Origin of the sequence: Thiorhodovibrio frisius (assembly GCF_033954835.1) — a bacterium.
Lineage (GTDB): Bacteria > Pseudomonadota > Gammaproteobacteria > Chromatiales > Chromatiaceae > Thiorhodovibrio > Thiorhodovibrio frisius.
This window is the reverse complement of the sequence record NZ_CP121471.1, coordinates 1,886,572-1,913,166: the sequence shown is the minus strand read 5'-3', so window position 1 is coordinate 1,913,166 and position 26,595 is coordinate 1,886,572. Positions and strand designations below refer to the sequence as shown.

Annotated in this window: 26 protein-coding genes and 4 tRNA genes; all 30 read right to left on the bottom strand. The window is 58.5% G+C overall.

The window, feature by feature from the left end:
- Positions 1-14: 14 nt before the first annotated feature.
- The 30 genes from rplX to Thiofri_RS08795 all read right to left on the bottom strand — a co-directional run bounded on the left by rplX (position 15) and on the right by Thiofri_RS08795 (position 26,317).
- Positions 15-332, bottom strand: a complete 318-nt coding sequence (gene rplX / locus Thiofri_RS08940; protein WP_009148323.1) for a 50S ribosomal protein L24 — start codon at positions 330-332, stop codon at positions 15-17.
- A 108-nt stretch (positions 333-440) separates the two neighbouring features.
- A complete protein-coding gene (gene rplN / locus Thiofri_RS08935; protein WP_009148322.1) occupies positions 441-809 on the bottom strand; it encodes a 50S ribosomal protein L14 in 369 nt (122 codons plus the stop codon).
- A gap of 141 nt (positions 810-950) precedes the next feature.
- Positions 951-1,238, bottom strand: coding sequence for a 30S ribosomal protein S17 (gene rpsQ / locus Thiofri_RS08930; RefSeq protein WP_009148321.1), 288 nt, complete (start codon positions 1,236-1,238; stop codon positions 951-953).
- A complete protein-coding gene (gene rpmC / locus Thiofri_RS08925; protein ID WP_009148320.1) occupies positions 1,235-1,492 on the bottom strand; it encodes a 50S ribosomal protein L29 in 258 nt (85 codons plus the stop codon). The genes rpsQ and rpmC overlap by 4 nt, the downstream gene beginning before the upstream one ends.
- Positions 1,493-1,494: 2 nt before the next feature.
- On the bottom strand, positions 1,495-1,908 hold the full coding sequence (gene rplP, locus Thiofri_RS08920) for a 50S ribosomal protein L16 (protein WP_009148319.1): 414 nt from the start codon (positions 1,906-1,908) through the stop codon (positions 1,495-1,497).
- Between the two features lie 3 nt (positions 1,909-1,911).
- Complete coding sequence (gene rpsC, locus Thiofri_RS08915; protein WP_009148318.1) at positions 1,912-2,592, bottom strand: 30S ribosomal protein S3; 681 nt, start codon at positions 2,590-2,592, stop codon at positions 1,912-1,914.
- Positions 2,593-2,670: 78 nt separating this feature from the next.
- The gene (gene rplV / locus Thiofri_RS08910) at positions 2,671-3,009 is read right to left on the bottom strand and encodes a 50S ribosomal protein L22 (protein ID WP_009148317.1); all 339 of its coding nucleotides are present in this window, start codon (positions 3,007-3,009) and stop codon (positions 2,671-2,673) included.
- A gap of 137 nt (positions 3,010-3,146) precedes the next feature.
- Positions 3,147-3,425, bottom strand: a complete 279-nt coding sequence (gene rpsS / locus Thiofri_RS08905; RefSeq protein WP_009148316.1) for a 30S ribosomal protein S19 — start codon at positions 3,423-3,425, stop codon at positions 3,147-3,149.
- 160 nt (positions 3,426-3,585) lie between these two features.
- Complete coding sequence (gene rplB / locus Thiofri_RS08900; protein WP_009148315.1) at positions 3,586-4,413, bottom strand: 50S ribosomal protein L2; 828 nt, start codon at positions 4,411-4,413, stop codon at positions 3,586-3,588.
- A 157-nt stretch (positions 4,414-4,570) separates the two neighbouring features.
- Entirely contained in the window at positions 4,571-4,867 is a 297-nt protein-coding gene (rplW, locus tag Thiofri_RS08895; RefSeq protein ID WP_009148314.1) for a 50S ribosomal protein L23, read from the bottom strand.
- Complete coding sequence (rplD, locus tag Thiofri_RS08890; RefSeq protein ID WP_009148313.1) at positions 4,864-5,478, bottom strand: 50S ribosomal protein L4; 615 nt, start codon at positions 5,476-5,478, stop codon at positions 4,864-4,866. The genes rplW and rplD overlap by 4 nt, the downstream gene beginning before the upstream one ends.
- 7 nt (positions 5,479-5,485) lie before the next feature.
- A complete protein-coding gene (gene rplC, locus Thiofri_RS08885; protein ID WP_009148312.1) occupies positions 5,486-6,136 on the bottom strand; it encodes a 50S ribosomal protein L3 in 651 nt (216 codons plus the stop codon).
- 107 nt (positions 6,137-6,243) lie between these two features.
- Positions 6,244-6,555 (bottom strand): 30S ribosomal protein S10, encoded by a 312-nt coding sequence (gene rpsJ / locus Thiofri_RS08880; protein WP_009148311.1) that lies wholly within the window; start codon positions 6,553-6,555, stop codon positions 6,244-6,246.
- Between the two features lie 7 nt (positions 6,556-6,562).
- Complete coding sequence (gene tuf, locus Thiofri_RS08875) at positions 6,563-7,753, bottom strand: elongation factor Tu (RefSeq protein WP_009148299.1); 1,191 nt, start codon at positions 7,751-7,753, stop codon at positions 6,563-6,565.
- A gap of 107 nt (positions 7,754-7,860) precedes the next feature.
- Positions 7,861-9,951 carry an elongation factor G gene (gene fusA / locus Thiofri_RS08870; RefSeq protein WP_009148310.1) on the bottom strand — a complete coding sequence of 697 codons (2,091 nt, stop codon included), beginning with the start codon at positions 9,949-9,951 and terminating at the stop codon, positions 7,861-7,863.
- A gap of 104 nt (positions 9,952-10,055) precedes the next feature.
- A complete protein-coding gene (gene rpsG / locus Thiofri_RS08865) occupies positions 10,056-10,526 on the bottom strand; it encodes a 30S ribosomal protein S7 (protein WP_009148309.1) in 471 nt (156 codons plus the stop codon).
- Positions 10,527-10,636: 110 nt separating this feature from the next.
- A complete protein-coding gene (rpsL, locus tag Thiofri_RS08860) occupies positions 10,637-11,011 on the bottom strand; it encodes a 30S ribosomal protein S12 (RefSeq protein ID WP_009148308.1) in 375 nt (124 codons plus the stop codon).
- Positions 11,012-11,731: 720 nt separating this feature from the next.
- A complete protein-coding gene (rpoC, locus tag Thiofri_RS08855; RefSeq protein ID WP_009148307.1) occupies positions 11,732-15,952 on the bottom strand; it encodes a DNA-directed RNA polymerase subunit beta' in 4,221 nt (1,406 codons plus the stop codon).
- Positions 15,953-16,065: 113 nt separating this feature from the next.
- The gene (rpoB, locus tag Thiofri_RS08850; protein WP_009148306.1) at positions 16,066-20,217 is read right to left on the bottom strand and encodes a DNA-directed RNA polymerase subunit beta; all 4,152 of its coding nucleotides are present in this window, start codon (positions 20,215-20,217) and stop codon (positions 16,066-16,068) included.
- 276 nt (positions 20,218-20,493) lie between these two features.
- Positions 20,494-20,874 carry a 50S ribosomal protein L7/L12 gene (rplL, locus tag Thiofri_RS08845; RefSeq protein ID WP_009148305.1) on the bottom strand — a complete coding sequence of 127 codons (381 nt, stop codon included), beginning with the start codon at positions 20,872-20,874 and terminating at the stop codon, positions 20,494-20,496.
- A 123-nt stretch (positions 20,875-20,997) separates the two neighbouring features.
- A complete protein-coding gene (gene rplJ / locus Thiofri_RS08840; protein ID WP_009148304.1) occupies positions 20,998-21,525 on the bottom strand; it encodes a 50S ribosomal protein L10 in 528 nt (175 codons plus the stop codon).
- Positions 21,526-21,796: 271 nt separating this feature from the next.
- Positions 21,797-22,492, bottom strand: a complete 696-nt coding sequence (gene rplA, locus Thiofri_RS08835) for a 50S ribosomal protein L1 (protein ID WP_009148303.1) — start codon at positions 22,490-22,492, stop codon at positions 21,797-21,799.
- The gene (gene rplK, locus Thiofri_RS08830; RefSeq protein ID WP_009148302.1) at positions 22,492-22,926 is read right to left on the bottom strand and encodes a 50S ribosomal protein L11; all 435 of its coding nucleotides are present in this window, start codon (positions 22,924-22,926) and stop codon (positions 22,492-22,494) included. The genes rplA and rplK overlap by 1 nt, the downstream gene beginning before the upstream one ends.
- A 214-nt stretch (positions 22,927-23,140) precedes the next feature.
- Positions 23,141-23,674: a transcription termination/antitermination protein NusG gene (nusG, locus tag Thiofri_RS08825; protein WP_009148301.1), complete on the bottom strand. Its 534-nt coding sequence runs from the start codon at positions 23,672-23,674 to the stop codon at positions 23,141-23,143.
- Between the two features lie 4 nt (positions 23,675-23,678).
- The gene (gene secE, locus Thiofri_RS08820) at positions 23,679-24,056 is read right to left on the bottom strand and encodes a preprotein translocase subunit SecE (RefSeq protein WP_009148300.1); all 378 of its coding nucleotides are present in this window, start codon (positions 24,054-24,056) and stop codon (positions 23,679-23,681) included.
- A 31-nt stretch (positions 24,057-24,087) separates the two neighbouring features.
- Positions 24,088-24,163 (bottom strand) — tRNA-Trp (locus tag Thiofri_RS08815).
- A 130-nt stretch (positions 24,164-24,293) separates the two neighbouring features.
- Complete coding sequence (gene tuf / locus Thiofri_RS08810; RefSeq protein WP_009148299.1) at positions 24,294-25,484, bottom strand: elongation factor Tu; 1,191 nt, start codon at positions 25,482-25,484, stop codon at positions 24,294-24,296.
- A gap of 221 nt (positions 25,485-25,705) precedes the next feature.
- Positions 25,706-25,781 (bottom strand) — tRNA-Thr (locus tag Thiofri_RS08805).
- 183 nt (positions 25,782-25,964) lie between these two features.
- Positions 25,965-26,039: transfer RNA gene (locus Thiofri_RS08800), tRNA-Gly, on the bottom strand.
- Between the two features lie 193 nt (positions 26,040-26,232).
- Positions 26,233-26,317 (bottom strand) — tRNA-Tyr (locus Thiofri_RS08795).
- Between the last annotated feature and the right edge of the window lie 278 nt (positions 26,318-26,595).

Sequence of the window (26,595 nt, the reverse complement as noted above, 5' to 3'; positions counted from 1 at the left end):
CCCTAACGTCGATCTCAAACATCGACGACCTCGCCGTCGGACTTAAATATCCGCACTTTGCGGCCGTCTTCGAGCACCCGAAAACCAATGCGGTCTGCTCCACCCTTCGCTGGGTTGAATACCCCAACATTGGAAACATGCAGCGGCATTTCCTTATCGACGATCCCGCCCTCAATGCCGCGCTGCGGATTTCCCTTTTGATGCTTCTTCGCCATGTTAATGTTTTCAACAACAACATGACTGACATCGGGAACGCTCAACACGGTCCCGCGCTTGCCCCGGTCCTTGCCGGTCAGCACCATGACGTCGTCCCCTGTCTTGATCTTGCGCATAATTCGTGTCCAAATCGCTAAAGCTGTCGCAGCGCCTCGGTCCAGTTTGCAGCCTGACCGCCGACGTTGACTGGAGAACCAATCGGCATCGGCTTCAGTTAGGCGAAATCACACCACCTCTGGCGCGAGCGAAATAATTTTCATAAAGCGGTCACCGCGTAGTTCGCGCGTCACGGGTCCAAAAATGCGCGTGCCAATTGGCTGAAGCTGATTGTTCAGCAGCACAGCGGCATTACCGTCAAAGCGAATCAGGGACCCATCTGCCCGACGCACGCCCTTGCGGGTGCGCACCACTACCGCGCTAAAGACATCACCCTTCTTTACCTTGCCGCGCGGGATGGCGTCTTTGACAGTCACCTTGACCACATCCCCGATCCCAGCATAGCGCCGATGCGAACCGCCGAGCACTTTGATGCACTGCACCTCACGCGCACCGCTGTTATCGGCGACGCTCATCCGAGTTTGCATCTGAATCATGTTCTTATTTCCTACCGAAAGTATGTGCTCGATTTTGCCTATCAGGGAATCTAACCGACCTAATTGGCAGCCAGCTGAGAGACACCGGGCTGATAGACACCGGGCTGATAGACACCGGGCTGATAGACACCGGCGCGAAAATTAGCGCGCCCGCTCCAGAACTTCTACCAGACGCCAGGTCTTGGTTTTGGATAATGGGCGGCAAAGTTCAACTCTCACCCAGTCACCCGGATTGCACTGGTTGTCTTCGTCGTGCGCATGAATCTTGGTCGAGCGACGCAAAAACTTGCCGTAAATCGGGTGTTTGACCCGGCGCTCGATCATCACTGTGATCGTCTTCTGCATCGCGTTACTGAGCACGCGGCCGGTTACAGTGCGATTGCTCGCATTCTGATCAGTTGCTGGCTGAGTAGTTGTCTCATCGCTCATTTGGAAGATCCTGCTGCCGATAATCCGCTGCCGCTCGCTGCTGGCGCTGAATGACTCGATGTCGTATTGGCCAACATTTCCGTCATAATGGTTTTTACCCGGGCTATATCGCGCCGAACTTCCCGCATCCGCGATGGACGCACCAACTGCCCTGTGCCCTGTTGCATGCGCAGATTGAATTGTTCCTTGCGCAGATCGAGCAACTGCCGTTGCAGATTATCAGCCGACTGCTGTCGAAATTCATTCGCCTTCATCGCTAGAGTACCGTTCGCTTCTCGAATTTGGTCTGAACCGGCAGTTTGGCCGCAGCGAGTTGAAACGCCTCGCGCGCAAGCTCCTCCGGCACACCCTCGATCTCGTAGAGCATGCGGCCTGGCTGAATGAGCGCGACCCAGTACTCAACGTTCCCTTTACCTTTACCCATGCGCACTTCGAGCGGCTTCTTGGAGATCGGCTTGTCTGGGAAGACGCGAATCCAGAGTTTGCCGCCACGCTTGACCCGCCGTGTAATGGCGCGCCGTGCCGACTCGATTTGACGCGCCGTCAGGCGCCCGCGCCCAACGGCTTTCAACCCAAAGTCGCCGAAGCTGACCTGATTTCCGCTCTGGGCCAGCCCGCGATTGCGGCCTTTGTGTTGCTTTCTGAATTTGGTCCGTTTCGGTTGCAGCATGGCTCAGCCCTTCTTCGCCCGTGAGCGCTTATCCTGTTGTGGCTCCTCCACGCGATCACCAAAGACTTCACCTCGGAATATCCAGGTCTTCACCCCCAGAATACCGTAAGTGGTCTTGGCTTCCGCGAAGCCGTAATCAATGTCCGCCCTAAGAGTATGCAAAGGCACACGGCCCTCACGATACCATTCGGAACGGGCGATTTCGGCACCGTTCAGACGTCCGGCAATGTTCACCCGGATACCCTCGGCGCCGACGCGCATGGAATTCTGTACCGCCCGCTTCATCGCGCGCCGAAACATGATGCGCCGCTCCAGTTGTTGCGCAATGCCCTCAGCGACCAACTGAGCGTCGAGCTCGGGTTTGCGAATCTCTTCAATGCTGATGTGCACTGGAATGCCCATCATGCCCGCCACCTCGGCACGCAGCTTGTCGATGTCCTCGCCCTTTTTGCCGATGACGACTCCGGGTCGTGCGGTATGCACTGTGATATGTGCATTCTTGGCGGGGCGGTCGATCTGAATGCGGCTGACCGAGGCATTCGCCAGGCGCTTTTTCAGATAAGCACGCACTTCGAGATCTTTATTCAGCAGATCTGGATAGTCCTTGGAGCTGGCATACCATTTGGATGTCCAATCCTTGACAATGCCGAGGCGGATTCCGATCGGATGTACTTTTTGTCCCATGTGTAGGCCTCTATTCGACCGACGCTGGTCGACCGACGCTAGTGATCTTCAGTCGGCCGCAAAAACGGCAGACGATGTTTAAACCGACCCTTCTGCCACAGTCAGCTTGATGTGGCTGGTTCGTTTGAGAATGCGCGATGCGCGCCCTTTAGCCCGCGCGCGAATCCGCTTCATCGTCGGGCCCTCATTGACCTGGATTGCCGCAACGTGCAACTCATCGATATCGGCGCCAGCGTTGTTTTCGGCATTGGCAATGGCTGACTCGAGCACCTTTCTGATCATGGCAGCACCCTTCTTGGTGCTGAAGGCCAGATCGTTTAGTGCCTTTTCGACGTGTTGACCCCTGATTTGATCCGCCACCAGACGGGCTTTTTGCGCCGATATCCGGGCGAATTTCAAGGTAGCTTCCGCTTGCATGATGGCTCCGACTTCATTCAGATAGGGCTGACGATGCTTGTCATTTTTTCATTAAAAGACGCTGGCTTATATGCCCCCTGGCTCGCCCATTCAATTGGCGACCCAGGAAGATTGATCCCTTTTTTCCGGGTCAGGACCTAGCGTTTCTTGGCTTTACGATCTGCAGCGTGCCCGCGGAAAGTGCGGGTTAGCGCAAACTCTCCGAGCTTGTGGCCGATCATGTTTTCGTTGATCAGCACCGGAACATGCTGCTTGCCGTTATAGACCGCGATGGTCAGGCCAACCATTTCCGGCAGCACCATCGACCGCCGCGACCAGGTTTTGATTGGGCGCTTGCTGTTTTGTGCGACCGCCGTTTCGACTTTCTTGGCCAAATGGTGGTCAACAAAAGGGCCTTTTCGTACTGAACGTGGCACTTTCTAGAATCCTCGTGTCCGTTATCGCTGATAGGCGCCAACTCGTGCAAGCGCTGCGTTTGTTCAGACACCGGACCTCTCAACGAAGGCCGGTGCTTAAGCGTTTGTATTTCGCCTTTCTTTGGCGCTTTCTACCCTGACAAATGGTCCTGCGCCAACCTTACTTGGTGCGTCGACGCCTCAGAATCATGCCATCGGTGCGTTTGTTCTGCCGCGTCTTATGCCCCTTGGTCGGAACGCCCCAGGGCGACACCGGATGGCGACCGCCGGAGGTGCGGCCTTCACCACCACCGTGCGGGTGATCGACCGGATTCATGACGACGCCGCGCACTGTCGGGCGAACACCGCGCCAGCGCGTCGCACCAGCCTTGCCAAGCTTGCGCAGGCTATGTTCCCCATTGCCCACGCTGCCAATCACGGCACGACAGTCAGAATGCACCCGTCGCATTTCCCCTGAGCGCAGTCGCAGGGTAGCGTAACTGCCTTCGCGCGCCACAAGTTGCACTGAGGCGCCGGCGGCACGGGCGATTTGCGCCCCCTTGCCAGGCCGCAACTCGATGCAATGCACCTCGGTGCCCACAGGCATGTTCCGAAGTGGCATACAGTTGCCAACGCTTATTGGTGCCGTCTCGGCGGAGATCACCGTAGCTCCGGTCTTCAGCCCTTTGGGCGCGATCATGTATGCCCAAGCCCCATCGGCGTACTTCAGCAGGGCGAGATGGGCACTGCGGTTCGGGTCGTATTCAATACGCTCGACAATCGCGGGCACGTCCACTTTGCGCCTCTTGAAATCGACCACCCGATAGCGTTGCTTATGGCCACCGCCGCGATGACGCACAGAAATGCGTCCTTTGTTGTTGCGCCCACCTGACTTGGATTTCTTATCAAGCAGCGGGCCGAAGGGCTCGCCCCGGTGCAAGTCCGGCGGCACTACCTTGACGACGAACCGCCGCCCCGGTGATGTTGGATTGGTTTTTACAATAGCCATTGTCTGTCTCTTGCGATCCGTGTCAGCTTAAGCGGCAGTCTGCTGAAGACCTTAGCAAGCTCACGCATTTAACTTGGTTTGAAAACATCAAGTGCGTGAGCGCACCTTGGTTTTCGCACCGTAATTGTTATGAGCTGCCCCTCGTGAGCGTCTGACCCTAAGCACCACCGCCAAAGTCAATTTGTTGCCCGGCCTGAACCCGCACGTAAGCCTTGCGCCAATCGGCCCGACGACCCTGACGTCGCCCGAACAGCTTGCGCTTGCCATTGACGTTGAGCACCTGAACACTATCGACCTTGACGTCGAACATTAACTCGACCGCCCGGCTGATCTCGGGTTTGGTTGCATCCGGCAGCACCTTGAAGGCGTATTGATTCACTAAGTCCGCTGCGCGCGTTGATTTTTCGGAAACAATCGGCGCGAGCAGAACGCGATGCAGTCGTTCCTGGTTCATTGCAATCGACCCTCCAACTGACGCACAGCCGTTTCAGTGACAATAATCCGCTCAAAGGCGATCAAATTCACCGGATCGACTTCCCCTGCTGTCACCACATCGACCTTGTGAAGATTGCGCGATGCGAGCAGCAAGGCTTCATCAAATCCTTCAACGATGATCAGCACGTCGGTGACATTGAGTTCCTGCAAGCGCGCGACCATTGCCTTGGTCTTCGCCTCCGCGATCTTGAACTCCGGCACCACTGTCAGCCGTTCCTGGCGCGCTAATTCGGAGAGAATCGAACGCACCGCACCACGGTACATTTTCCGATTCACCTTTTGCTCGAAACTGCGCGGACGTGCCGGAAACGTCATTCCGCCACCGCGCCACAGTGGGCCGCGAGTTGTACCAGCGCGCGCGCGACCAGTCCCTTTCTGGCGATACGGTTTGGAACCACCGCCCCGAACTTGGGCGCGATTCTTTTGCGCCTTGGTCCCCTGCCGGGCACCAGCCATATAAGCAGTCACGACCTGATGCACCAGATCAGGCTTGTAGTCGGCGCCAAAAACCTGGTCCGACACCTCAAGCACACCGGTGCTGTCGTTGCCTGTGCGAGTGACAAGTTGCATAACCAAATCAGCCTTTATTCTTTTGTTTGACCGAGGGCAGAACGACCAACCGGCCACCGGCAGGCCCAGGGACACTGCCTTTAATCAACAGCAGGCGGCGGTCAAGATCGACCCGCACGACTTCCAGATTCTGCTGGCAGCGGTTTACGTTACCCATCTGACCGGCCATCTTTTTGCCCTTGAACACCCGTCCAGGCGTCTGACATTGACCGATCGAGCCGGGCGCACGGTGCGAAAGCGAATTACCATGCGTGGCGTCCTGAGTACGAAAGTGATGGCGGCGAACAACGCCGGAAAACCCACGTCCCTTGGACACTCCACGAACATCGACTTTTTGTCCGGCTTCGAACAGATCAATCTTGATTTCCGCGCCGGGCGTTAACTCCTCGCCCGGGGCTTCCTCCAAACGGAACTCGCGCACGGCAGCAGCAGCCTCGACACCCGCCTTGGCGAAGTGCCCACCCATAGGCTTGGTCACGCGCGAAGCTTTGCGCGCCCCGGCGCCAATCTGAATGGCGCCGTAGCCGTCCGTCTCTTCCCGCTTGACCTGGGTGACATGATTGGGCTCCACCTCAATCACAGTCACTGGCACTGACTGACCATCATCGGTAAAGATGCGCGTCATGCCCGCCTTGCGGCCAATCAAACCAATTGCCATTGCCTTATCCTCAGCTCCTTAACCCTTTACCCTCTATGCCCACCAACGCTTGCGACTGGCATGCAGGGACTCACATTCGCCCTCACAGGCGCGGCATACCCAGACTCTTAACTGAGCCGGATCTGCACATCAACGCCCGCAGCGAGATCGAGCTTCATCAGGGCGTCGACCGTTTTATCAGTCGGGTCGACAATATCCATCAGACGCTTGTGCGTACGCAGCTCATACTGATCGCGCGCGTCTTTGTTGACATGCGGCGAAATCAGCACGGTATAGTGCTCATGCTTTGATGGCAGCGGCACCGGACCCCGTACTTGCGCGCCTGTCCGCTTCGCCGTTTCGACAATCTCTCGCGCTGACTGGTCGATCAGGCGATGATCGAAGGCTTTCAGGCGGATGCGAATGCGTTGGTTTGCCATATTTCTATTACTCGATGATCTTTGCGACCACGCCGGCGCCGACGGTGCGGCCACCTTCGCGCACTGCAAAGCGCAGACCGTCTTCCATGGCGATGGGGGCGATCAGCTTGATGACCATTTTGACGTTGTCACCGGGCATGACCATTTCGATGCCTTCGGGCAGTTCGCAGGCACCGGTGACGTCGGTGGTGCGGAAGTAGAACTGCGGACGGTAGCCGTTGAAGAAGGGGGTGTGACGTCCACCCTCTTCTTTGCTCAGCACGTAGACTTCCGCCTCGAAGTGGGTGTGCGGGGTGATGCTGCCAGGCTTGGCCAAGACTTGGCCGCGCTCGACGTCGTCGCGCTTGGTGCCGCGCAGCAGGGCGCCGATGTTGTCGCCGGCTTGACCTTGGTCGAGCAGCTTGCGGAACATCTCAACACCGGTGCAGATGGTCTTGACGGTGTCTTTGATGCCAACAATGGCGACTTCTTCGCCCACTTTGATGATGCCGCGCTCGACACGCCCGGTAACGACGGTGCCGCGACCGGAGATGGAGAAGACGTCTTCGATGGGCATCAGGAAGGCGCCGTCGATGGCACGCTCGGGCTCAGGGATGAAGCTGTCAAGGGCGTCGACGAGTTTGGCGATGCTCTGGGTGCCAATTTCACTCTCGTCGCCTTCAAGGGCTTTAAGCGCGGAGCCGGTGATGATGGGGGTGTCGTCGCCGGGGAAGTCGTAGCTGTCGAGCAGTTCGCGCACTTCCATTTCAACCAGTTCAAGCAGTTCGGCGTCGTCGACCATGTCGGCTTTGTTGAGGTACACCACGATGTAGGGCACACCTACCTGACGCGAGAGCAGGATGTGCTCGCGGGTCTGGGGCATGGGGCCGTCAGCGGCTGATACCACAAGGATCGCGCCGTCCATCTGCGCAGCACCGGTGATCATGTTCTTGACGTAGTCAGCATGACCGGGGCAGTCGACGTGGGCGTAGTGACGGTTGTCGCTTTCGTATTCGACGTGGGCGGTAGCAATGGTGATGCCGCGCTCGCGCTCTTCAGGGGCGTTGTCGATTTGATCGTAGGCACGCGCTTCACCACCGAATTTCTTCGCCTGGGTGACGGTGATGGCCGCTGTCAGCGTGGTCTTGCCATGGTCTACATGGCCAATGGTCCCCACGTTGACGTGCGGCTTCTTGCGTTCGAATTTCTCTTTGGACATGGCGATCTACCTTGAAAATCTCTGAATAGATAAAGCGAATGCGGCTTGCTTAAGGTCAATTTGGCTCAAACTGACACGAGCGGGCTGACAGACAGACGGAACGCGTTTTACTGCTTTTTCGCCACGGCCTCGGCAATGCTTGCTGGCACCTCAGCATACTTGCTGAATTCCATGCTGTAGGTGGCCCGTCCTTGGGTCGCCGAGCGCAGATCGGTGGCGTAACCGAACATCGATGCCAGAGGAACCTCTGCGCGAATAATCTTGCCCGAGGGTGCATCTTCCATGCCCTGAATCATGCCGCGACGTGAGTTCATGTCGCCCATGACATCGCCCATGTTTTCCTCAGGCGTGACCACCTCGACCTTCATGATGGGTTCGAGCAGCACTGGCTTGGCTTTGGCCGCGCCTTCCTTCAGTCCCATAGAACCGGCAATCTTAAAGGCCATCTCGCTTGAGTCGACCTCATGGTAAGAACCGTCATAGAGGCTGACTTTAATATCCACCATCGGGAAACCCGCCAGTATACCATTGGTCATAGCTTCCTGTATGCCTTTGTCGACCGCTGGAATGTATTCCTTGGGAATGACGCCGCCAACAATTTCGTTGACGAACTCATAACCAACGCCTGGCTCCTGCGGTTCGATACGCAAATAGACGTGACCGTACTGTCCGCGACCACCGGATTGACGCGCAAACTTGGTTTGTTGCTCGACCGACTTGCGAATGGTTTCGCGATAGCTGACCTGGGGAGCGCCAACATTGGCCTCGACGCCGAATTCGCGCTTCATGCGGTCAACAATAATCTCTAGGTGCAACTCGCCCATGCCGGAGATGATGGTCTGGCCGGATTCCTCGTCAGAGCGCACCCGGAATGACGGATCTTCCTGCGCAAGCTTTGAGAGTGCGACGCCCATCTTTTCCTGGTCGGCCTTACTCTTGGGCTCAACCGCAACCGAGATAACCGGCTCGGGAAATTCCATGCGCTCGAGCGTGATGGGTTTGTCGATCGCACAGAGAGTATCGCCCGTAGTCACATCCTTGAGCCCAACAGCGGCGGCGATGTCACCCGCGCGCACTTCCTTGATCTCCTTGCGATCATTGGAGTGCATCTGCAAGATACGTCCCACCCGCTCTTTTTTGCTCTTGACCGGGTTGAGCACTGTATCGCCAGAACTCAGCACGCCCGAGTAGACGCGGAAAAAGGTCAGGGTTCCGACAAAAGGGTCGGTTGCGATCTTGAACGCTAGCGCCGAAAAGGGGGCGTCGTCATTTGCGACCCGAGTATCGGTTTCTTCGTTTTCTAGAACACCCTGTATTGCCGCCACATCGCGCGGTGCCGGCATGAAATCGATAACGGCGTCGAGCATCGCTTGAACGCCCTTGTTCTTGAACGCCGAACCGCAGAGCACCGGGACCACCTCATTGCTGATGGTACGCGCACGCAGACCGGCCTTGATCTCATCGATAGACAACTCGCCGCCTTCGAGATATTTCTCCATCATCTCGTCGTTGGCCTCAGCGGCCGCCTCGACCATGGTCTCCCGCCACTGGGCGCACTGATCGGCCATCTCCGCCGGGATGTCTTCGAGTTTGTAGGTCATCCCCCTACTCTCTTCGTCCCACAGGATGGCTTTCATGCGCAACAGATCCACCACGCCAAGAAAGTGCTCCTCGGCGCCAATTGGCAGTTGCACAGGCACGGCATTGGCCCCGAGGCGATCTTTGATCTGACCGACAACGCGCAGGAAGTTGGCTCCCATGCGGTCCATCTTGTTGACAAAGGCCAGGCGCGGCACACCGTATTTGTCCGCCTGACGCCAGACCGTCTCAGACTGAGGCTCAACGCCACCAACGGCACAAAAAACAGCACAGGCGCCATCGAGGACACGAAGAGACCGCTCAACTTCAATTGTGAAGTCAACGTGGCCCGGCGTATCAATGATGTTGATACGGTGCTCCGGGTACTGCTTGTCCATTCCCTGCCAGAAACAGGTGGTGGCCGCAGAAGTAATGGTGATGCCGCGTTCTTGTTCCTGCTCCATCCAATCCATGGTGGCGGCGCCATCATGCACCTCGCCGATCTTATGCGAGAGACCGGTGTAGAACAGGATGCGTTCGGTGGTAGTGGTCTTGCCAGCATCAATGTGGGCCATGATGCCAAGATTCCGGTACCGATCAATTGGGGTGCTGCGTGCCACGACTGTATCCGTCCTATGGGTCTCTAAAGAAGGCGAACCTAGGTATCAAGCGATGAATCAACAATGAGCCAAGTGGCCCAAAAGCCAGGGGTTCTGGCGATCAATTACCAGCGATAATGGGAGAAAGCCTTGTTGGCCTCCGCCATACGATGGGTATCTTCTTTCTTTTTTACGGCGGTGCCGCGCGCCTCGGCTGCGTCCATGAGTTCCCCGGCCAAACGCAGCGCCATGGATTTCTCCGAGCGCTTGCGCGATGCGTCAATCAGCCAGCGCATGGCGAGCGTGTTGCGACGCGACGGGCGCACCTCAATCGGCACCTGGTAGGTCGCACCACCGACGCGTCGGGATTTCACCTCGACGACCGGCCGGACGTTTTCCATCGCCTGATCGAGTAGTTCTAAAGGCTCGCCACCCTTTTTAGCAGCAACCTGATCGAGCGCTCCGTACAAAATGCGCTCGGCGACCGACTTTTTGCCGTCTTCCATCACCATATTGATGAATTTGGCAAGCAACTCACTCCCGTGCTTGGGGTCCGGCAGAATCTGGCGGCGAGCAACAATGCGTCTTCTGGGCATGAGAACGTGACTCCGGATTCAAAAGCGCGGGCTCGAAAGCCGCGAGCTCTTTACTCTCGATAACAATGTCGTGATCAGTTGTAATGCGAACGGTCAGCCGGCAATCGACCTTAACCTTTCGGCCGCTTGGCGCCGTATTTGGAACGACCCTGTCGGCGCTTTTCGACACCCGAGGTATCCAGGGTGCCGCGAACAGTGTGGTAACGCACGCCGGGCAAGTCCTTGACGCGACCACCGCGAATCAGCACCACCGAGTGCTCCTGCAGGTTATGTCCCTCGCCACCAATGTAGGAAGCCACCTCGAAGCCATTGGTCAGGCGCACGCGCGCGACTTTTCGCAGCGCGGAGTTTGGCTTCTTTGGCGTCGTGGTATAAACGCGCGTGCAAACCCCGCGTTTTTGCGGACAGGCCTCAAGCGCTGGTACGTTGCTTTTCGCAACCTTGCGCTTGCGCGGATTGCGCACCAATTGATTGACGGTAGCCATGCAAAACTTCTCCAATATGCGCGCCACTCGACACGCCAAAAGCCGGTGCGCTGCGACAAAAGCGACCAGACTGCCAGCACGCAGGGCGGCGACAGAAAGGTCAGTTGGCTGCTTGAAGATCCGACGCGGTGCCGGGCACCTCAGACATCAAGAGCAGAGATTGGAAGCGGCTCGGGCGACGCCGATGCATCCACTGCTACAGACCACTGGTGCATCCAGACTACTAAGCCTGCCAGCAAACCAAAACCAGTTGAAAGAGCGCTTTAGTGCCGCTATTTTCACTGTCTTAAAAAGACCACTGGATTGAGGCCACTAGCCGCCAGAGCCGCCTGAATCAGGTGCCGACGGGATCGGGAAATAAGCAAGCCGGCATGAATGCCGGCCAACTAAGACGCGGAATTATAAGAGCGGACTTTTCGGCTGTCAACTCTTGCGTTGCAATCCGATGACATTGGCCGCCATCTTTTAAGAATCCAGGGAAGCCGCAGGGCGATAAAGCGAAACCCTTCAGATTTCGGCTCGTTCTGAGCCGGGTAACGGCCACGGGGACGCCGTGAATACTTCCCGGCGGCATCCCTGATCCGATCAAGGGCCGCCGAGACCCCCGTGGCCGTCACCCGACCCAACACCGACGAGCAGTTCGCGATTGGTATAACATCTCCCAATCAACCCGCGCCGGGCAATCCATTACCGCAACCGAGCGCACAACCAAAACCGGCACTATTCGCCCGCCGATGCGTTAAGTTCCTCTTTGAGCCGCGCCTCGAGCTCCTCGCTCACGCCCTCTGTCCCTTGCGGCTCAGTTAGTCCGGCCATTTCAGCGGCACGCCGGCGGCGGCGCTCGCTGTGATAGGCCAGACCTGTACCGGCGGGGATCAGGCGCCCGACAATGACATTTTCCTTTAGTCCGGTCAGACTGTCGTTCGCTCCGCGCACTGCCGCCTCGGTCAGCACCCGGGTGGTCTCTTGGAAGGACGCCGCGGAGATAAAGGACTCAGTGGCCAGCGATGCCTTGGTAATGCCAAGCAACAGCGGCTCGTAGAGTGCCGGGTGCTTGCCGTCTTCCTCGGCACGCGTGTTCTCCGCCATCAGGGTCGCGTAGTCGACCTGCTCGCCGCGCAGCAGCTTAGTATCGCCGGCATTGATGATATACACCTTTCGCAGCATCTGGCGCACGATTACCTCAATGTGCTTATCGTTGATGCGCACGCCCTGCAGGCGGTAGACGTCCTGGATTTCCTTGACCAGATACTCAGCCAGTGCGGTAACACCTTTGAGTCGCAGGATGTCGTGGGAGTTGAGTTCGCCCTCGGAAATAACCTCGCCCTTCTCAACACGCTCGCCCTCGAACACATTAACATGGCGCCACTTGGGAATGAGTTCTTCCACCGTCTCGCCATCGTCGGTGGTGATGACCAGGCGCTGCTTGCCCTTGGTGTCCTTGCCGAAGCTGACGGTACCCGTGGCCTGCGCCATGAGCGCCTGATCCTTGGGCTTGCGCGCCTCGAACAGGTCCGCCACGCGCGGCAGACCGCCGGTAATGTCGCGGGTTTTTGACGACTCCTGCGGAATACGCGCGAGGATATCGCCCACCGCCACGTCGGCCGCATCGGTCACACTGACGATAGCCCCGGATGGCAGGTAGTAACGCGCGGGCAGATCGGTGCCGGCAATCTTCAGTTCCTCGCCCCCCTCGCCAAGCAGCATGACCATGGGGCGCAGGTCTTTGCCCAACGACGGGCGCTGTTTGGGATCAATCACCACCATGGAGGTCAAACCGGTCTGCTCGTCGACCTGCGACTGCACGGTCACACCATCGATGAAATCCTCGAACCGCAGCCGCCCGGCGACCTCGGTGACCACCGGGTGGGTGTGCGGATCCCAGGTCGCAACCGTCTGGCCGCCCTCGACCTCGTCCCCATCATTGACGCGCACAGTGGCACCGTAGGGAATCTTGTAGCGTTCTTTTTCAAGGCCCTTAGCATCGAGCACCGTCAGTTCGCCCGAACGCGACACCGCCACCAGGTTGCCACTGTGATGCTGTACCGTCTTGATGTTGTGCAGGCGAATTGACCCACCCGACTTGACCTGCACCGCGCTGACAGCAGCGGCCCGAGAGGCGGCGCCACCGATGTGGAAGGTACGCATGGTCAACTGGGTACCAGGCTCACCAATGGACTGCGCGGCGATGACGCCAACCGCCTCGCCCTGATTGACCCGATGCCCGCGCGCCAGATCGCGTCCGTAGCACTGGGCGCAGACACCTAGGCGCGCCTGACAGGTAATAGCCGAGCGCACCAGCACCTGATCGACGCCTTCGATCTCCAAGCGTTCAACCCAGCCCTCGTCAAGCAGGGTGCCGGCCTCGCACAGCACATCATCGCTGCCAGGCTGGAGCACATCGGCAGCGACCACACGCCCGAGGATACGCTCGCGCAGGGGTTCAACCACGTCGCCGCCTTCAATGATGGGCGTCATGCTGAGCCCTTTCTCGGTGCCGCAGTCTTCCTCCAGTACCACCATGTCCTGGGCCACGTCGACCAGGCGTCGGGTGAGATAGCCCGAGTTGGCGGTCTTGAGCGCCGTGTCGGCCAGACCTTTGCGCGCGCCATGGGTGGAGATGAAGTACTGGATAACGTTCAGCCCCTCACGGAAGTTTGCGGTGATGGGCGTTTCGATGATGGAGCCGTCCGGCTTGGCCATGAGGCCGCGCATACCCGCAAGCTGGCGAATCTGCGCCGCCGAGCCACGCGCACCGGAGTCGGCCATCATGTAAATGGAGTTGAAGGAATCCTGCTCGGTCTCCTTGCCCTCGGCATCCTTGACCTTGTCCTTACCGAGCTTACGCATCATGGACTTGGCGACCTGCTCGTTGGTGTGCGACCAGATGTCGACCACCTTGTTGTAACGCTCGCCATTGGTGACCAGGCCCGAGGCGTACTGGTCCTCGATCTCCTTCACCTGGGCCTCGGCCGCCGCCAGAATCTCCGGCTTCTCCTCCGGCACTTCCATGTCCTCAAGCCCGATGGACACACCAGCGCGGGTGGCCATGCGGAAACCGAGATACATAATCTGGTCGGCAAAGACCACGGTGTCCTTGAGCCCAAGCACGCGATAGCAGCGGTTGATCAGGCGCGAGATCTGCTTTTTGCCCAGGTTCTGATTGACCAGCTCGTAGGGCAGCCCTTCGGGGACGATTTCCCATACCATTGCTCGGCCGATGGTCGTGTCACGCACGCTGGTGATTTCCTGTTCATCGCCGTCAACCTCACGGATCACCTCGCGAATGCGCACCTTCACCCGCGCATGCAGATCCGCCGCGCCGGTTTCATAGGCGCGCCGTGCTTCGACCAGCCCGGAGAGCTTCAGTCCCTCGCCCTTGGCATTAATGCGCTCGCGCGTCATGTAATAGAGTCCCAGCACCACGTCCTGCGAGGGCACGATAATAGGCTCGCCATTGGCGGGTGACAGAATATTGTTGGACGCCATCATGAGCGCGCGCGCCTCGAGCTGCGCCTCCAGCGACAGCGGCACATGCACCGCCATCTGGTCGCCATCGAAGTCCGCGTTGAAGGCGGTGCACACCAGCGGATGGAGCTGAATCGCCTTGCCCTCGATCAGCACCGGCTCGAACGCCTGAATACCGAGGCGGTGCAGGGTCGGCGCGCGATTGAGCATCACCGGATGCTGACGGATGACTTCTTCGAGGATGTCCCACACTTCAGGGGTGCCGCGCTCGACCATTTTCTTCGCGGCTTTAATGGTCGCGGCCAAACCGCGCAATTGCAGCTTGCTGAAAATAAAGGGCTTGAACAGCTCCAGCGCCATGCGCTTGGGCAAACCGCACTGATGCAGTCGCAGGGTCGGACCAACCACGATGACCGAACGCCCGGAGTAGTCCACACGCTTGCCGAGCAGGTTCTGACGGAAGCGGCCCTGCTTGCCCTTGATCATGTCGGCAAGCGACTTGAGCGGGCGCTTGTTGGTGCCGGTGATGGCGCGCCCGCGTCGCCCGTTATCCAGCAACGCATCGACCGACTCTTGGAGCATGCGCTTTTCGTTGCGCACGATAATGTCGGGCGCGATCAGGTCCAACAGCCGCCGGAGGCGGTTGTTGCGGTTGATCACCCGGCGGTAGAGGTCGTTTAAGTCAGAGGTTGCGAAACGTCCGCCATCGAGCGGCACCAGAGGGCGCAGCTCCGGCGGCAGCACCGGCAGCACCGTCAGGATCATCCACTCGGGGCGGTTGCCAGAGACCTTGAGCGACTCGATCAGCTTCAGGCGCTTGGTCAGCTTTTTTATCTTGGTCTCGGAGTTGGTCTGCTCCATCTCCTCGCGCATCTGTAGCACTTCGGCGTCCAGATCGATGGTGCGCAGCAACTCGTAGACCGCCTCGGCGCCCATGCGCGCGTCGAACTCATCGCCATGGGCCTCGAGTGCTTCGAGGTACTGCTCGTCGGTCAGCAATTGATGGCGGGTCAGGTCCGTCATGCCAGGATCAATGACGACGAAAGACTCGAAGTAAAGCACCCGTTCGATGTCGCGCAGCGTCATATCAAGCAGCAGGCCGATACGCGAGGGCAGCGACTTTAAAAACCAGATGTGCGCCACCGGGCTGGCCAGATCGATATGACCCATGCGCTCACGGCGCACCTTGGCCAGAGTGACTTCCACCCCGCACTTTTCACACACCACTCCGCGATGCTTGAGGCGCTTGTATTTGCCGCACAGGCACTCGTAGTCGCTGACCGGGCCGAAGATCTTGGCACAGAACAGGCCATCGCGCTCGGGTTTAAAGGTCCGGTAGTTGATGGTCTCTGGCTTCTTGACCTCGCCAAAGGACCAAGAGCGAATCATGTCCGGCGATGCCAAGCCGATTTTGATCGCGTCAAACTCTAGCGCCTGACCCTGCTGCTTAATGACTCTCAGTAGATCTTTCAAGACCTTACCTCCTGAATGCGATAATCCGGTCGTCCCCGGGCCGGGCGGCCTTAACAGCCGTCACCCGCCCGAAGCGCGAGTTGCTGGGCGCTTAATCGAGCGCCAGTCGCCCCTCAGTCCTGCTCGAGTTCGACGTTAATGGCAAGCGAGCGGATTTCCTTCACCAGAACGTTGAAGGATTCCGGCATGCCGGCTTCCATGCGATGGTCGCCATCAACGATGTTCTTGTACATCTTGGTACGACCATTCACATCGTCGGATTTCACCGTCAGCATTTCCTGCAGGGTGTAGGCCGCGCCATAGGCCTCGAGTGCCCACACCTCCATCTCGCCGAAGCGCTGTCCGCCAAACTGCGCCTTGCCGCCAAGCGGCTGTTGGGTGACCAGGCTGTAAGGACCGGTCGAGCGCGCGTGCATCTTGTCGTCAACCAAATGGTTCAGCTTGAGCATATACATGTAGCCGACGGTAACCGGGCGCTCGAAGACTTCGCCGGTGCGTCCGTCCCAAAGCTGCGTCTGGCCAGTTTCAGACAGATTCGCCAGGCGCAACATGGCCCGAATTTCCTCTTCGTCGGCGCCGTCGAACACAGGAGTCGCCAGCGGCACACCACCTTGCAGGTTGCGCGCCAACTCGAAGATTTCCTCATCGGAGAGTTCATCGAGCGACTCGCGCCGACCGCTGCTGTTGTAGACCTGATCGAGAAAGCCGCGCAATTCGGCGATCCCGGCTTGCGCCTGCAACATGGCCTGAATACGGTGACCAAGGCCCTTGGCGGCCCAGCCCAGATGGGTCTCGAGCACCTGACCAACATTCATGCGCGAAGGCACGCCAAGCGGATTGAGCACGATATCCACCGGCTCGCCGTCGGCGCTGAAGGGCATGTCCTCCACTGGCACCACGCGCGAGATGACGCCCTTGTTGCCATGGCGCCCAGCCATTTTGTCACCGGGCTGGATGCGCCGCTTCACCGCCACATAGACCTTTACCATTTTCAGCACGCCAGGGGCCAGATCATCGCCTTGGGTGATTTTCTGTTTCTTGATCTCGAAGCGCTCGCGGAAGGCCTCGCGCTGCTCCTTGATCTGCTTGGCCACGGCCTCAAGCTGACTAGCAGCATCTTCACTGCGCAGGCGAATTTCCAGCCATTTGTCGCGCTTGTGGCCATCGGTGATTTCCGCCAGATAGCTCTTGGTGATCTTGGCACCGGCCTTGAGACCGCCGGGGCCACCGTCGGCCACCTTACCGACAAGCATCTTCTCGATGCGGTTAAAGGTGTCCTTCTCCATGATGCGCAGTTGGTCATCAAGGTCCTTGCGCACCCGCTCGAGTTCCATTTCCTCGATCTCTAACGCGCGCTTGTCCTTCTCGACGCCATCACGGGTGAACACCTGCACATCGACCACAGTGCCAGCCATGCCCGAGGGCAAGCGCTGCGAGGTGTCCTTCACGTCCGACGCCTTCTCACCGAAAATGGCGCGCAGCAATTTTTCCTCTGGCGTCAACTGGGTTTCGCCCTTTGGCGTGACCTTTCCGACCAGAATGTCGCCATCCTGCACCTCGGCGCCAATGTAAACAATTCCTGACTCATCCAGACGCGCCAGTGCGGCCTCGCCCACATTGGGAATGTCGCCGCTAATTTCCTCAGGACCGAGCTTGGTGTCGCGCGCCAGACAAGTCAGCTCTTCGATATGGATGCTGGTAAAGCGCTCTTCCTGCACCACCCGCTCAGAGATCAGGATGGAGTCCTCGAAGTTGTAGCCGTTCCAGGGCATGAAGGCGACACGCAGATTCTGCCCCAACGCCAGCTCGCCCATGTCGGTGGAAGGCCCGTCCGCAAGCACGTCGCCACGCGCAACTTGATCGCCCGGATGCACCAGGGGACGCTGGTTGATGCAGGTATTCTGGTTAGAGCGGGTGTACTTGGTCAGATTGTAGATGTCCACACCCGGCTCACCGGCTTCAGTCTCGTCGTCATTGACACGCACCACGATGCGCGCGGCATCGACCGACTCGATCACACCACCACGGCGCGCCCAGACCACCACGCCCGAGTCCTTGGCGACCACACGCTCCATGCCGGTGCCGACCAGCGGCTTTTCTGCACGCAGGGTGGGCACCGCTTGGCGCTGCATGTTCGAGCCCATGAGCGCGCGGTTGGCATCATCGTGCTCCAGGAAGGGAATCAGCGAGGCTGCAACCGATACAATCTGGCGTGGGGAGACGTCCATGTACTGGACTTCTTCGGGCGCCTTCATGGTGAACTCGTTCATGTGGCGGCAGGACACCAGCGCATCGGTCAGCTGGCCGCCATCGTCCAGGGTCGCGTTGGCCTGGGCGATGACGTAGTGACCTTCCTCAATCGCCGAGAGATGATCGATCTGATCGGTCACCCGGCCGTTCTCCACCTTGCGATAGGGCGTTTCCAGAAAGCCGTAGGAGTTGGTGCGCGCATAGACCGCGAGCGAGTTGATCAGGCCGATGTTCGGGCCTTCCGGCGTTTCAATCGGGCACACACGACCGTAATGAGTCGGATGCACGTCGCGCACCTCAAAGCCCGCTCGCTCGCGCGCCAGACCACCTGGGCCCAAAGCCGAGACACGACGTTTGTGGGTGACCTCGGAAAGGGGATTGTTCTGGTCCATAAACTGCGACAACTGGCTGGAACCAAAAAACTCCTTGATCGCCGCTGAGACCGGCTTGGCGTTGATCAGCTCCTGCGGCATCAGGCCTTCGGACTCCGCCAGCGACAGCCGTTCTTTGACCGCGCGTTCGACTCGCACCAGCCCGACACGGAACTGGTTCTCGGCCATCTCGCCAACGCAGCGGATGCGGCGATTGCCCAAGTGGTCGATATCGTCGACCGTACCGCGGCCGTTGCGCAATTCCACCAGCACCCGCAGCGCATCGACGATGTCGGACGTCTCGCCATTTTCAGCATGCAGCTGCTGCGCGAAGGTATCGCCGCGCTGACTGAAGTAACGCCCGTCGTAGAGCACGCCGGCGCCTTCGGTCGCCTCGCGCCCGAGGCGCCGGTTGAACTTCATGCGCCCCACGGCAGAGATGTCGTAGCGATCTGGCGTGAAAAACAGATTATGGAACAGGTTTTGCGCAGCGTCCTTGGTGGGCGGCTCCCCGGGGCGCATCATGCGATAGATTTCGACCTGGGCCTCGAGCTCATTGCGCGTGGTATCAATGCGCAGCGTCTCGGACATATAGGGGCCATGGTCGAGATCATTCACAAAGAGCGTCTCGAGTTCGGCAATGCCCTTCTCGCGCAGAACCTCGAGTAACTCAGGCGTGATCTCGCTGTTGCCCTCGGCGATGATTTCGCCAGTCTCGGCATCGATCTGAGTGCGCGCGATGGTGCGCCCAATCAGAAAATCCTCAGGCACTGTCAGGCGATCAATGCCGGCTTTTTGCAGCTCCCGAATATGGCGCGCAGTTACCCGCCGCCCAGGCTCAACCAAGACCTGATCGTCGATCTTGATCTCGAAATTGACCGTTTCGCCACGCAGGCGCTCCGGAACGAGATCGAACTCGATCTCCTCTCCAAGATGGAAGCGGTCGGTTTCAAAAAACAACTCCAGAATGTCGTCTGTGCTGTAACCAAGCGCCCGCAGCAGCACGGTCGCTGGCAACTTGCGCCGCCGGTCGATGCGCACATAAACGTTGTCCTTGGGATCGAATTCAAAATCCAACCAGGAGCCACGATAGGGAATCACCCGCGCCGAAAACAGCAGCTTGCCGGACGAATGCGTCTTGCCCTTATCGTGGTCAAAAAAGACCCCGGGCGAACGATGCAACTGGGACACGATGACCCGCTCGGTACCGTTAATGATGAAGGTACCGGTTTCGGTCATCAGCGGCAGGTCGCCCATGTAGACTTCCTGCTCCTTGATGTCCTTGACAACTTTGGTCCCGGCCGGGGCGTCTTTGTCGTAAATCACCAGCCGCAGCAGCACGCGCAGCGGAGCGGCATAGGTCGCGCCGCGCAGATGGCACTCGCGCACGTCGAAGACCGGATCGCCCAAGCGGTAACGCACATATTCCAGCACCGCGTTACCTGAGTAGCTCTCGATCGGCAATACCGACCCGAAGGCGGCATGCAGGCCAACATCCGCGCGCTCAGCCGCAGTCTTATCGATCTGCAAGAAGTCTCGATAGGACTCGATCTGAGTCGCAAGCAGAAAGGGCACATCCAGAATAATCGGCCTCTTGCCGAAATCTTTGCGAATGCGCTTCTTTTCAGTGAACATGTAGGCCATGCTGCCTTTCCTCTGGTTTCACTCAGCCGATTCGGTATTCAAGCCGCACCTGATATTGCCGCTGGCTTTGGGCCTTCGCCCAAACTTCTCTGCTCAACGCTTGACCACCCGGGTCTGTTTGATCAGACTCCGGCTTGATCAGACTCCGGCCCGGGCTGGCCAAATGCAGTCCGGGACGCCCGCGTTAAGACGGGCAGCCGCAGGCAAACGGCGAAAGGCCGGTGGCAAATGCCACCAGCCTCAGGTTGCGCCTTCGTGTGCGCGAAAGCTACTGGTCTATTTGATTTCGACAGCAGCGCCGGCCTCTTCAAGCTGCTTCTTCGCTTCCTCGGCGTCAGCCTTGGAAACACCCTCTTTCAAGGTCGTCGGCGCACCCTCGACCGCATCCTTGGCTTCCTTCAGACCCAGGCCGGTCAGTCCGCGCACCGCCTTGATGACGCCAACCTTGTTGGCACCAAAAGAGGTCAGAATCACGTCGAATTCGGTCTGTTCCTCAGCCGCCGCAGCATCACCACCTGCGCCCGCTGCCGGGGCCGCAGCAACAGCTGCCGCTGCGGTCACGCCAAATTTTTCTTCCATCTTCTCGATCAGATCGACGACATCCATCACCGATTTCTCGGCGATGGCTTCAAGGATTTCTTCGTTCGTTAAAGCCATCTGGGCTCTCCTAAAAATTGGGGAAATCGATCAGTCCGCTCAACAAAAAGCGGCAACCAAGTCCGGTTTGTCGCTTGGGCGCGTATCGCCACGCGCGGCAAGCAATGCGAATAAAACCCGTGCTCAGGCTGCCTCTTTGGCGTCGCGAACCGCCGCCAAGGTGCGCACCAGCTTGCTGGGCACCTCGTTGATCGTTGCCGCAAGTTTCTGCACTGGCGCCTTCATCACCGCCATCAACTGGCTGATCGCCTCGTCGTAGGTCGGCATTTTGGCCAGAGCCGATAGTTGCGCTGGTTCAAGCAGCTTGCCGGAGATGGCAATCAGCTTAACCTCGAACTTGTCATGGTCTTTCGCGAAAGCCTCGGCAATACGCGCCACAGAGCCTGGATCTTCCTGGCCAAAAGCGAGCAACAAAGGCCCACGTAGACCGTCGTTCATACAGGCAAACTCGGTATCGGCCAACGCCCGCTTAGCAAGCGTATTCTTGACCACACGGACATAGACACCGGCCTTGCGCGCCTCGACACGCAGGGCCGTCATCTGCGCGACCGTCAAGCCCCGATACTCGGCACCAATGGCCGAATAGGCTGTTTTCGCGACCTCCGCGACTTCGGCAACGACCGTTTCTTTCTGGGCGTAAGTCAGCGCCACTCTCGTTACCTCCTAGTACCGGACCAGCCGTTAAGACCGAGTCCGATCATCGCACCGAGTGCAAACATCCCTGCATGCATTCGGTTTTTAGGTTGTTGGTGCACCTTCATCGGCATCCTCGCACGATCCAGCACACCGTCTGCGCAGGCGATAGTATTAAGTTCTCCCGAACCCTGATAAAGCACGGGCACGAACACCTACGGTCTTTGACGGCCGCCGACCCGCGAAGCGCGTCGGTGCCCCAAAGCTTGGTGATGCAGCCGGGTTTCGATTAGAAACTCAGCCCACTGTGATCGACAGTCAGGCCCGGCCCCATGGTGGAGGAGACAGTAACCTTTTTCATGTAAATGCCCTTGGCGGCACTCGGCTTAATCTTCAACAGACTGGCGAGCAGCGCTTCAAGATTTTCCTTGAGCTTGACCGGCTCGAAATCCATTTTGCCGAGCGGGCAGTGAATAATCCCGCCCTTGTCAGCGCGGAAGCGAACTTGCCCTGCTTTGGCGTTCTCGACCGCCTCGGCCACATTGGGCGTCACTGTGCCAACCTTAGGGTTAGGCATGAGTCCGCGCGGACCAAGCAGCTTGCCGAGTTGCCCAACCACCCGCATGGCGTCAGGCGAGGCAATGACGACGTCGTAGTCGAGATTACCGGCTTTCATGTCCTCGGCCAGGTCATCCATGCCAACCCGATCCGCACCAGCGGCAGTAGCGGCGTCCGCATTCGCACCCTGGGTGAAGACAGCCACGCGCACCGTCTTACCGATGCCATGGGGCAGCAGGGCCGCACCGCGCACGACTTGGTCGGATTTACGTGGATCAACTCCGAGATTGACGGAGACATCAATGTTTTCGCGGAATTTGACCGTTGAGACTTCCTTGAGCAAGGAAAATGCCTCTTCCGCTTCGTAGATGCGGCCCGGCTCGATCTTCTCCGCGATCGCGCGTGCGCGCTTGCTTGACTTGGCCATTACTCAACACCCTCCACGTTCAAACCCATGGCTCTGGCGCTACCGGCAATGGTGCGCACTGCCGCATCAAGATCAGCGGCATTGAGGTCTGGCATCTTGGTGTTGGCGATCTCCTCAAGCTGCGCGCGACTGACAGTGCCAACCTTATTCAGATTAGGTATGGGACTGCCTTTATCGATGCCAGCGGCTTTCTTGAGCAGAATAGACGCCGGGGGTGTTTTGGTGACAAAGGTAAAGCTGCGATCTGAATAGACGGTGATGACAACCGGAGTTGGCAAGCCTTTCTCGAGTTCCTGCGTCTTGGCATTAAATGCCTTGCAGAACTCCATAATGTTAACACCGTGCTGACCCAACGCGGGGCCAACCGGTGGGCTGGGATTCGCTTCTCCGGCCTTCACCTGCAATTTGATATAGGCGGATATTTTTTTTGCCATTGATGATTACTCCTGATGGGTGCAAACGCCAACCGCTAGGGCGGCTCCCCGATATGCGCTGGACTTGCTTTGGCAAGCGCTTCTGTTGCGAGTTAGCCTGATCTGGCGGACCAGTCTGGCTGCAAGGCCAGTGCTTGATGGCATCGGCCATCACGCTCGCGCCCTGCCGCTAGGCCGCTAGGCCGCTAGCCAATGGCTCCTAAAGCCACTCGGCTCATCCCTTCTCAATCTGACCAAACTCCAGATCCACCGGTGTTGAACGGCCAAAAATCAGTACCGACACCTTCACCCGACTCTTGTCGTAATCCACTTCCTCGACCACACCGTTGAAATCGGTAAAAGGCCCGTCGGTGACCCGCACCACTTCTCCGGGCTCATAGAGCACCTTGGGCCTGGGTTTCTCGACACCTTCCTGCACCCGCTGCAAGATGGCCTCGGCTTGCGCATCAGGAATCGGTGCCGGGCGATCACCCTGTCCACCAATAAAGCCCATGACCCTTGGAATGTCCTTAACGAGATGCCAGGTCTCGTCAGTCATTTCCATGTGGATCAGGACATAGCCGGGGAAAAATTTGCGCTCGCTCTTGCGCTGTTGCCCACCACGGATTTCCACCACCTCTTCGGTCGGCACCAGAATATCGCCAAAAAACTCTTCCTTACCGTCGCGTTTGATGCGATCAAGCAACGAACGTCGAACCTGAGCCTCGAAGCCAGAAAAGGCGTGAATCACGTACCAGCGCATGGCCATGGCGTCAGCCCCCGTGCCCGGTCAGCAGACGCAAAATCGACATCAGCAGGGTGTCAAACAGCCAAAGAAGGATGCCAAGGACCAGAACCATCACCATCACCACCAAGGTGGTCTGCATGGTTTCCTGGCGACTGGGCCAAACGACCCGCCGCAATTCCATGCGCGAATCCGAGGCAAAACGCCACAATTTGCGACCCGGTCCCGACGTCAGCACGATAGCCATCGATCCCGCCGCAATAGCAAGCAGGACAATGACGCGCAACAACAGGGAGTAGTTCGCGAAAAAATAAAAGCCCCAGATGCTGGCCACTAGAATGGCAACAGCAACTGCGAGCTTTAGCGTATCCAGTTTGGACGCGCCTGTCTCGGCTCGTGCATTCATGTCAGCGAAGCGCCCGGTCGGCGCGGTTGTTTGGCAGGCCAGGAGGGACTCGAACCCCCAACCTGCGGTTTTGGAGACCGCTGCTCTGCCAATTGAGCTACTGGCCTAAATTGTGATCAGTTCACCCTTACCGCGCAGCACTGATGCTGAGCGAAAGGCACTGCAAGTTGCGATAGCAACTGCAGACTAGGCGACCTACAAAGGAGACGCCACAGCTGATCGATTAACAAAACATCTTTACTCGATAATCTTTGCGACCACGCCGGCGCCGACGGTGCGGCCACCTTCGCGCACTGCAAAGCGCAGACCGTCTTCCATGGCGATGGGGGCGATCAGCTTGATGACCATTTTGACGTTGTCACCGGGCATGACCATTTCGATGCCTTCGGGCAGTTCGCAGGCACCGGTGACGTCGGTGGTGCGGAAGTAGAACTGCGGACGGTAGCCGTTGAAGAAGGGGGTGTGACGCCCACCCTCTTCTTTGCTCAGCACGTAGACTTCCGCCTCGAAGTGGGTGTGCGGGGTGATGCTGCCAGGCTTGGCCAAGACTTGGCCGCGCTCGACGTCGTCGCGCTTGGTGCCGCGCAGCAGGGCGCCGATGTTGTCGCCGGCTTGACCTTGGTCGAGCAGCTTGCGGAACATCTCAACACCGGTGCAGATGGTCTTGACGGTGTCTTTGATGCCAACAATGGCGACTTCTTCGCCCACTTTGATGATGCCGCGCTCGACACGACCGGTAACGACGGTACCGCGACCGGAGATGGAGAAGACGTCTTCGATGGGCATCAGGAAGGCGCCGTCAATGGCACGCTCGGGCTCAGGGATGAAGCTGTCAAGGGCGTCGACGAGTTTGGCGATGCTCTGGGTGCCAATTTCACTCTCGTCGCCTTCAAGGGCTTTGAGCGCGGAGCCGGTGATGATGGGGGTGTCGTCGCCGGGGAAGTCGTAGCTGTCGAGCAGTTCGCGCACTTCCATTTCAACCAGTTCAAGCAGCTCGGCGTCGTCGACCATGTCGGCTTTGTTGAGGTACACCACGATGTAGGGCACACCGACCTGACGCGAGAGCAGGATGTGCTCGCGGGTCTGGGGCATGGGGCCGTCAGCGGCTGATACCACAAGGATCGCGCCGTCCATCTGCGCCGCGCCGGTGATCATGTTCTTGACGTAGTCAGCATGACCGGGGCAGTCGACGTGGGCGTAGTGACGGTTGTCGCTTTCGTATTCGACGTGGGCGGTGGCAATGGTGATGCCGCGCTCGCGCTCTTCAGGGGCGTTGTCGATTTGATCGTAGGCGCGCGCTTCACCACCGAATTTCTTCGCCTGGGTGACGGTGATGGCCGCTGTCAGCGTGGTCTTGCCATGGTCTACATGGCCAATGGTCCCCACGTTGACGTGCGGCTTCTTGCGTTCGAATTTCTCTTTGGACATAACTGAACCCCCGCAAGCACAAAATTTTCACATCGCCGGCGTTCTGCAAAGCGCCGACCTGACCACTAAACCGGTTTATTCCCGCCACATCGCCCGCCAACCCGACATAAGGACTCGGTCAGCCGACCCGATCACCCAAAACTGAGCGAACATGATTCGCTCCAAGCTGTTGCACCAGGGTAAGGCCGTTGCCAAACCCGTCGCGATACGCAGCGGTATAATGGAGCCCATGACCGGAGTTGAACCGGTGACCTCACCCTTACCAAGGGTGTGCTCTACCAACTGAGCTACATGGGCCTGAACTATATGCGCCTGAAATACAAGAGCTGACCCGCTTGGGGCGAGCTACTTAGGACAGCCGAACTAGACCGATTAGGACAGCCGAATTAGACCGACCAAAATGTTTGCCTGGCCAATTGTAGAAAGTTAACCAACTCCGACAAGCCAACAACACCGAGTTGATAAGCCAAAATCCTGTTTTGGAGCGGGTGATGGGAATCGAACCCACATCATCAGCTTGGAAGGCTGAGGTTCTAGCCGTTGAACTACACCCGCGAGACCTCATGACCGACGCTGCCCGGCTCGCACGATTGCGTTTGGAGCTTGACCTAGTTAGAGTTTGACCTAGCTAGAGCTTAAACCTAGGTAACAGCTTAGCCCTCCCCAGAACGGCTTGATCTGGGGGACGACTTGATCTGGGGCCATTGAAGCTGGTTTAGTCTCGCCTGCCCCCTGCTGCGGTCCGATCTGGTGGAGGGGGGAGGATTCGAACCTCCGAAGGCTGAGCCGCCAGATTTACAGTCTGGTCCCTTTGACCGCTCGGGAACCCCTCCGAATCAAGCTGGCCAGTATAGACGATACAAATCCCAAGGGCAAGCCCTGGAATCAACACATCCAGACCGGTGAAATCCGCCACTCCAGCAACCCCCGAAACGCTTGCGCAGCGGGTACATCCCTGTTCAATATGCGTTTTCGGTTTTGGACGGAGATTTCACGGCGATTGGGTATAAAATGCCGCCAACTTGAAGGTGGAGTCGAGCCAGCTGGCAGACTGAGCGTGCTTCACCCAGTCTCAATCCGTCTTCAAGAACAAGCATCCCGACTTCATTCC

Bases quoted from the DNA above. Each gene is read 5' to 3' on its own strand.
- rplX (WP_009148323.1), bottom strand. From the start codon at position 332: ATGCGCAAGATCAAGACAGGGGACGACGTCATGGTGCTGACCGGCAAG.
- rplN (WP_009148322.1), bottom strand. From the start codon at position 809: ATGATTCAGATGCAAACTCGGATGAGCGTCGCCGATAACAGCGGTGCG.
- rpsQ (WP_009148321.1), bottom strand. From the start codon at position 1,238: ATGAGCGATGAGACAACTACTCAGCCAGCAACTGATCAGAATGCGAGC.
- rpmC (WP_009148320.1), bottom strand. From the start codon at position 1,492: ATGAAGGCGAATGAATTTCGACAGCAGTCGGCTGATAATCTGCAACGG.
- rplP (WP_009148319.1), bottom strand. From the start codon at position 1,908: ATGCTGCAACCGAAACGGACCAAATTCAGAAAGCAACACAAAGGCCGC.
- rpsC (WP_009148318.1), bottom strand. From the start codon at position 2,592: ATGGGACAAAAAGTACATCCGATCGGAATCCGCCTCGGCATTGTCAAG.
- rplV (WP_009148317.1), bottom strand. From the start codon at position 3,009: ATGCAAGCGGAAGCTACCTTGAAATTCGCCCGGATATCGGCGCAAAAA.
- rplB (WP_009148315.1), bottom strand. From the start codon at position 4,413: ATGGCTATTGTAAAAACCAATCCAACATCACCGGGGCGGCGGTTCGTC.
- rplW (WP_009148314.1), bottom strand. From the start codon at position 4,867: ATGAACCAGGAACGACTGCATCGCGTTCTGCTCGCGCCGATTGTTTCC.
- rplD (WP_009148313.1), bottom strand. From the start codon at position 5,478: ATGCAACTTGTCACTCGCACAGGCAACGACAGCACCGGTGTGCTTGAG.
- rplC (WP_009148312.1), bottom strand. From the start codon at position 6,136: ATGGCAATTGGTTTGATTGGCCGCAAGGCGGGCATGACGCGCATCTTT.
- rpsJ (WP_009148311.1), bottom strand. From the start codon at position 6,555: ATGGCAAACCAACGCATTCGCATCCGCCTGAAAGCCTTCGATCATCGC.
- tuf (WP_009148299.1), bottom strand. From the start codon at position 7,753: ATGTCCAAAGAGAAATTCGAACGCAAGAAGCCGCACGTCAACGTGGGG.
- rpsG (WP_009148309.1), bottom strand. From the start codon at position 10,526: ATGCCCAGAAGACGCATTGTTGCTCGCCGCCAGATTCTGCCGGACCCC.
- rpsL (WP_009148308.1), bottom strand. From the start codon at position 11,011: ATGGCTACCGTCAATCAATTGGTGCGCAATCCGCGCAAGCGCAAGGTT.
- rpoB (WP_009148306.1), bottom strand. From the start codon at position 20,217: ATGGCCTACATGTTCACTGAAAAGAAGCGCATTCGCAAAGATTTCGGC.
- rplL (WP_009148305.1), bottom strand. From the start codon at position 20,874: ATGGCTTTAACGAACGAAGAAATCCTTGAAGCCATCGCCGAGAAATCG.
- rplA (WP_009148303.1), bottom strand. From the start codon at position 22,492: ATGGCCAAGTCAAGCAAGCGCGCACGCGCGATCGCGGAGAAGATCGAG.
- rplK (WP_009148302.1), bottom strand. From the start codon at position 22,926: ATGGCAAAAAAAATATCCGCCTATATCAAATTGCAGGTGAAGGCCGGA.
- nusG (WP_009148301.1), bottom strand. From the start codon at position 23,674: ATGGCCATGCGCTGGTACGTGATTCACGCCTTTTCTGGCTTCGAGGCT.
- secE (WP_009148300.1), bottom strand. From the start codon at position 24,056: ATGAATGCACGAGCCGAGACAGGCGCGTCCAAACTGGATACGCTAAAG.
- tuf (WP_009148299.1), bottom strand. From the start codon at position 25,484: ATGTCCAAAGAGAAATTCGAACGCAAGAAGCCGCACGTCAACGTGGGG.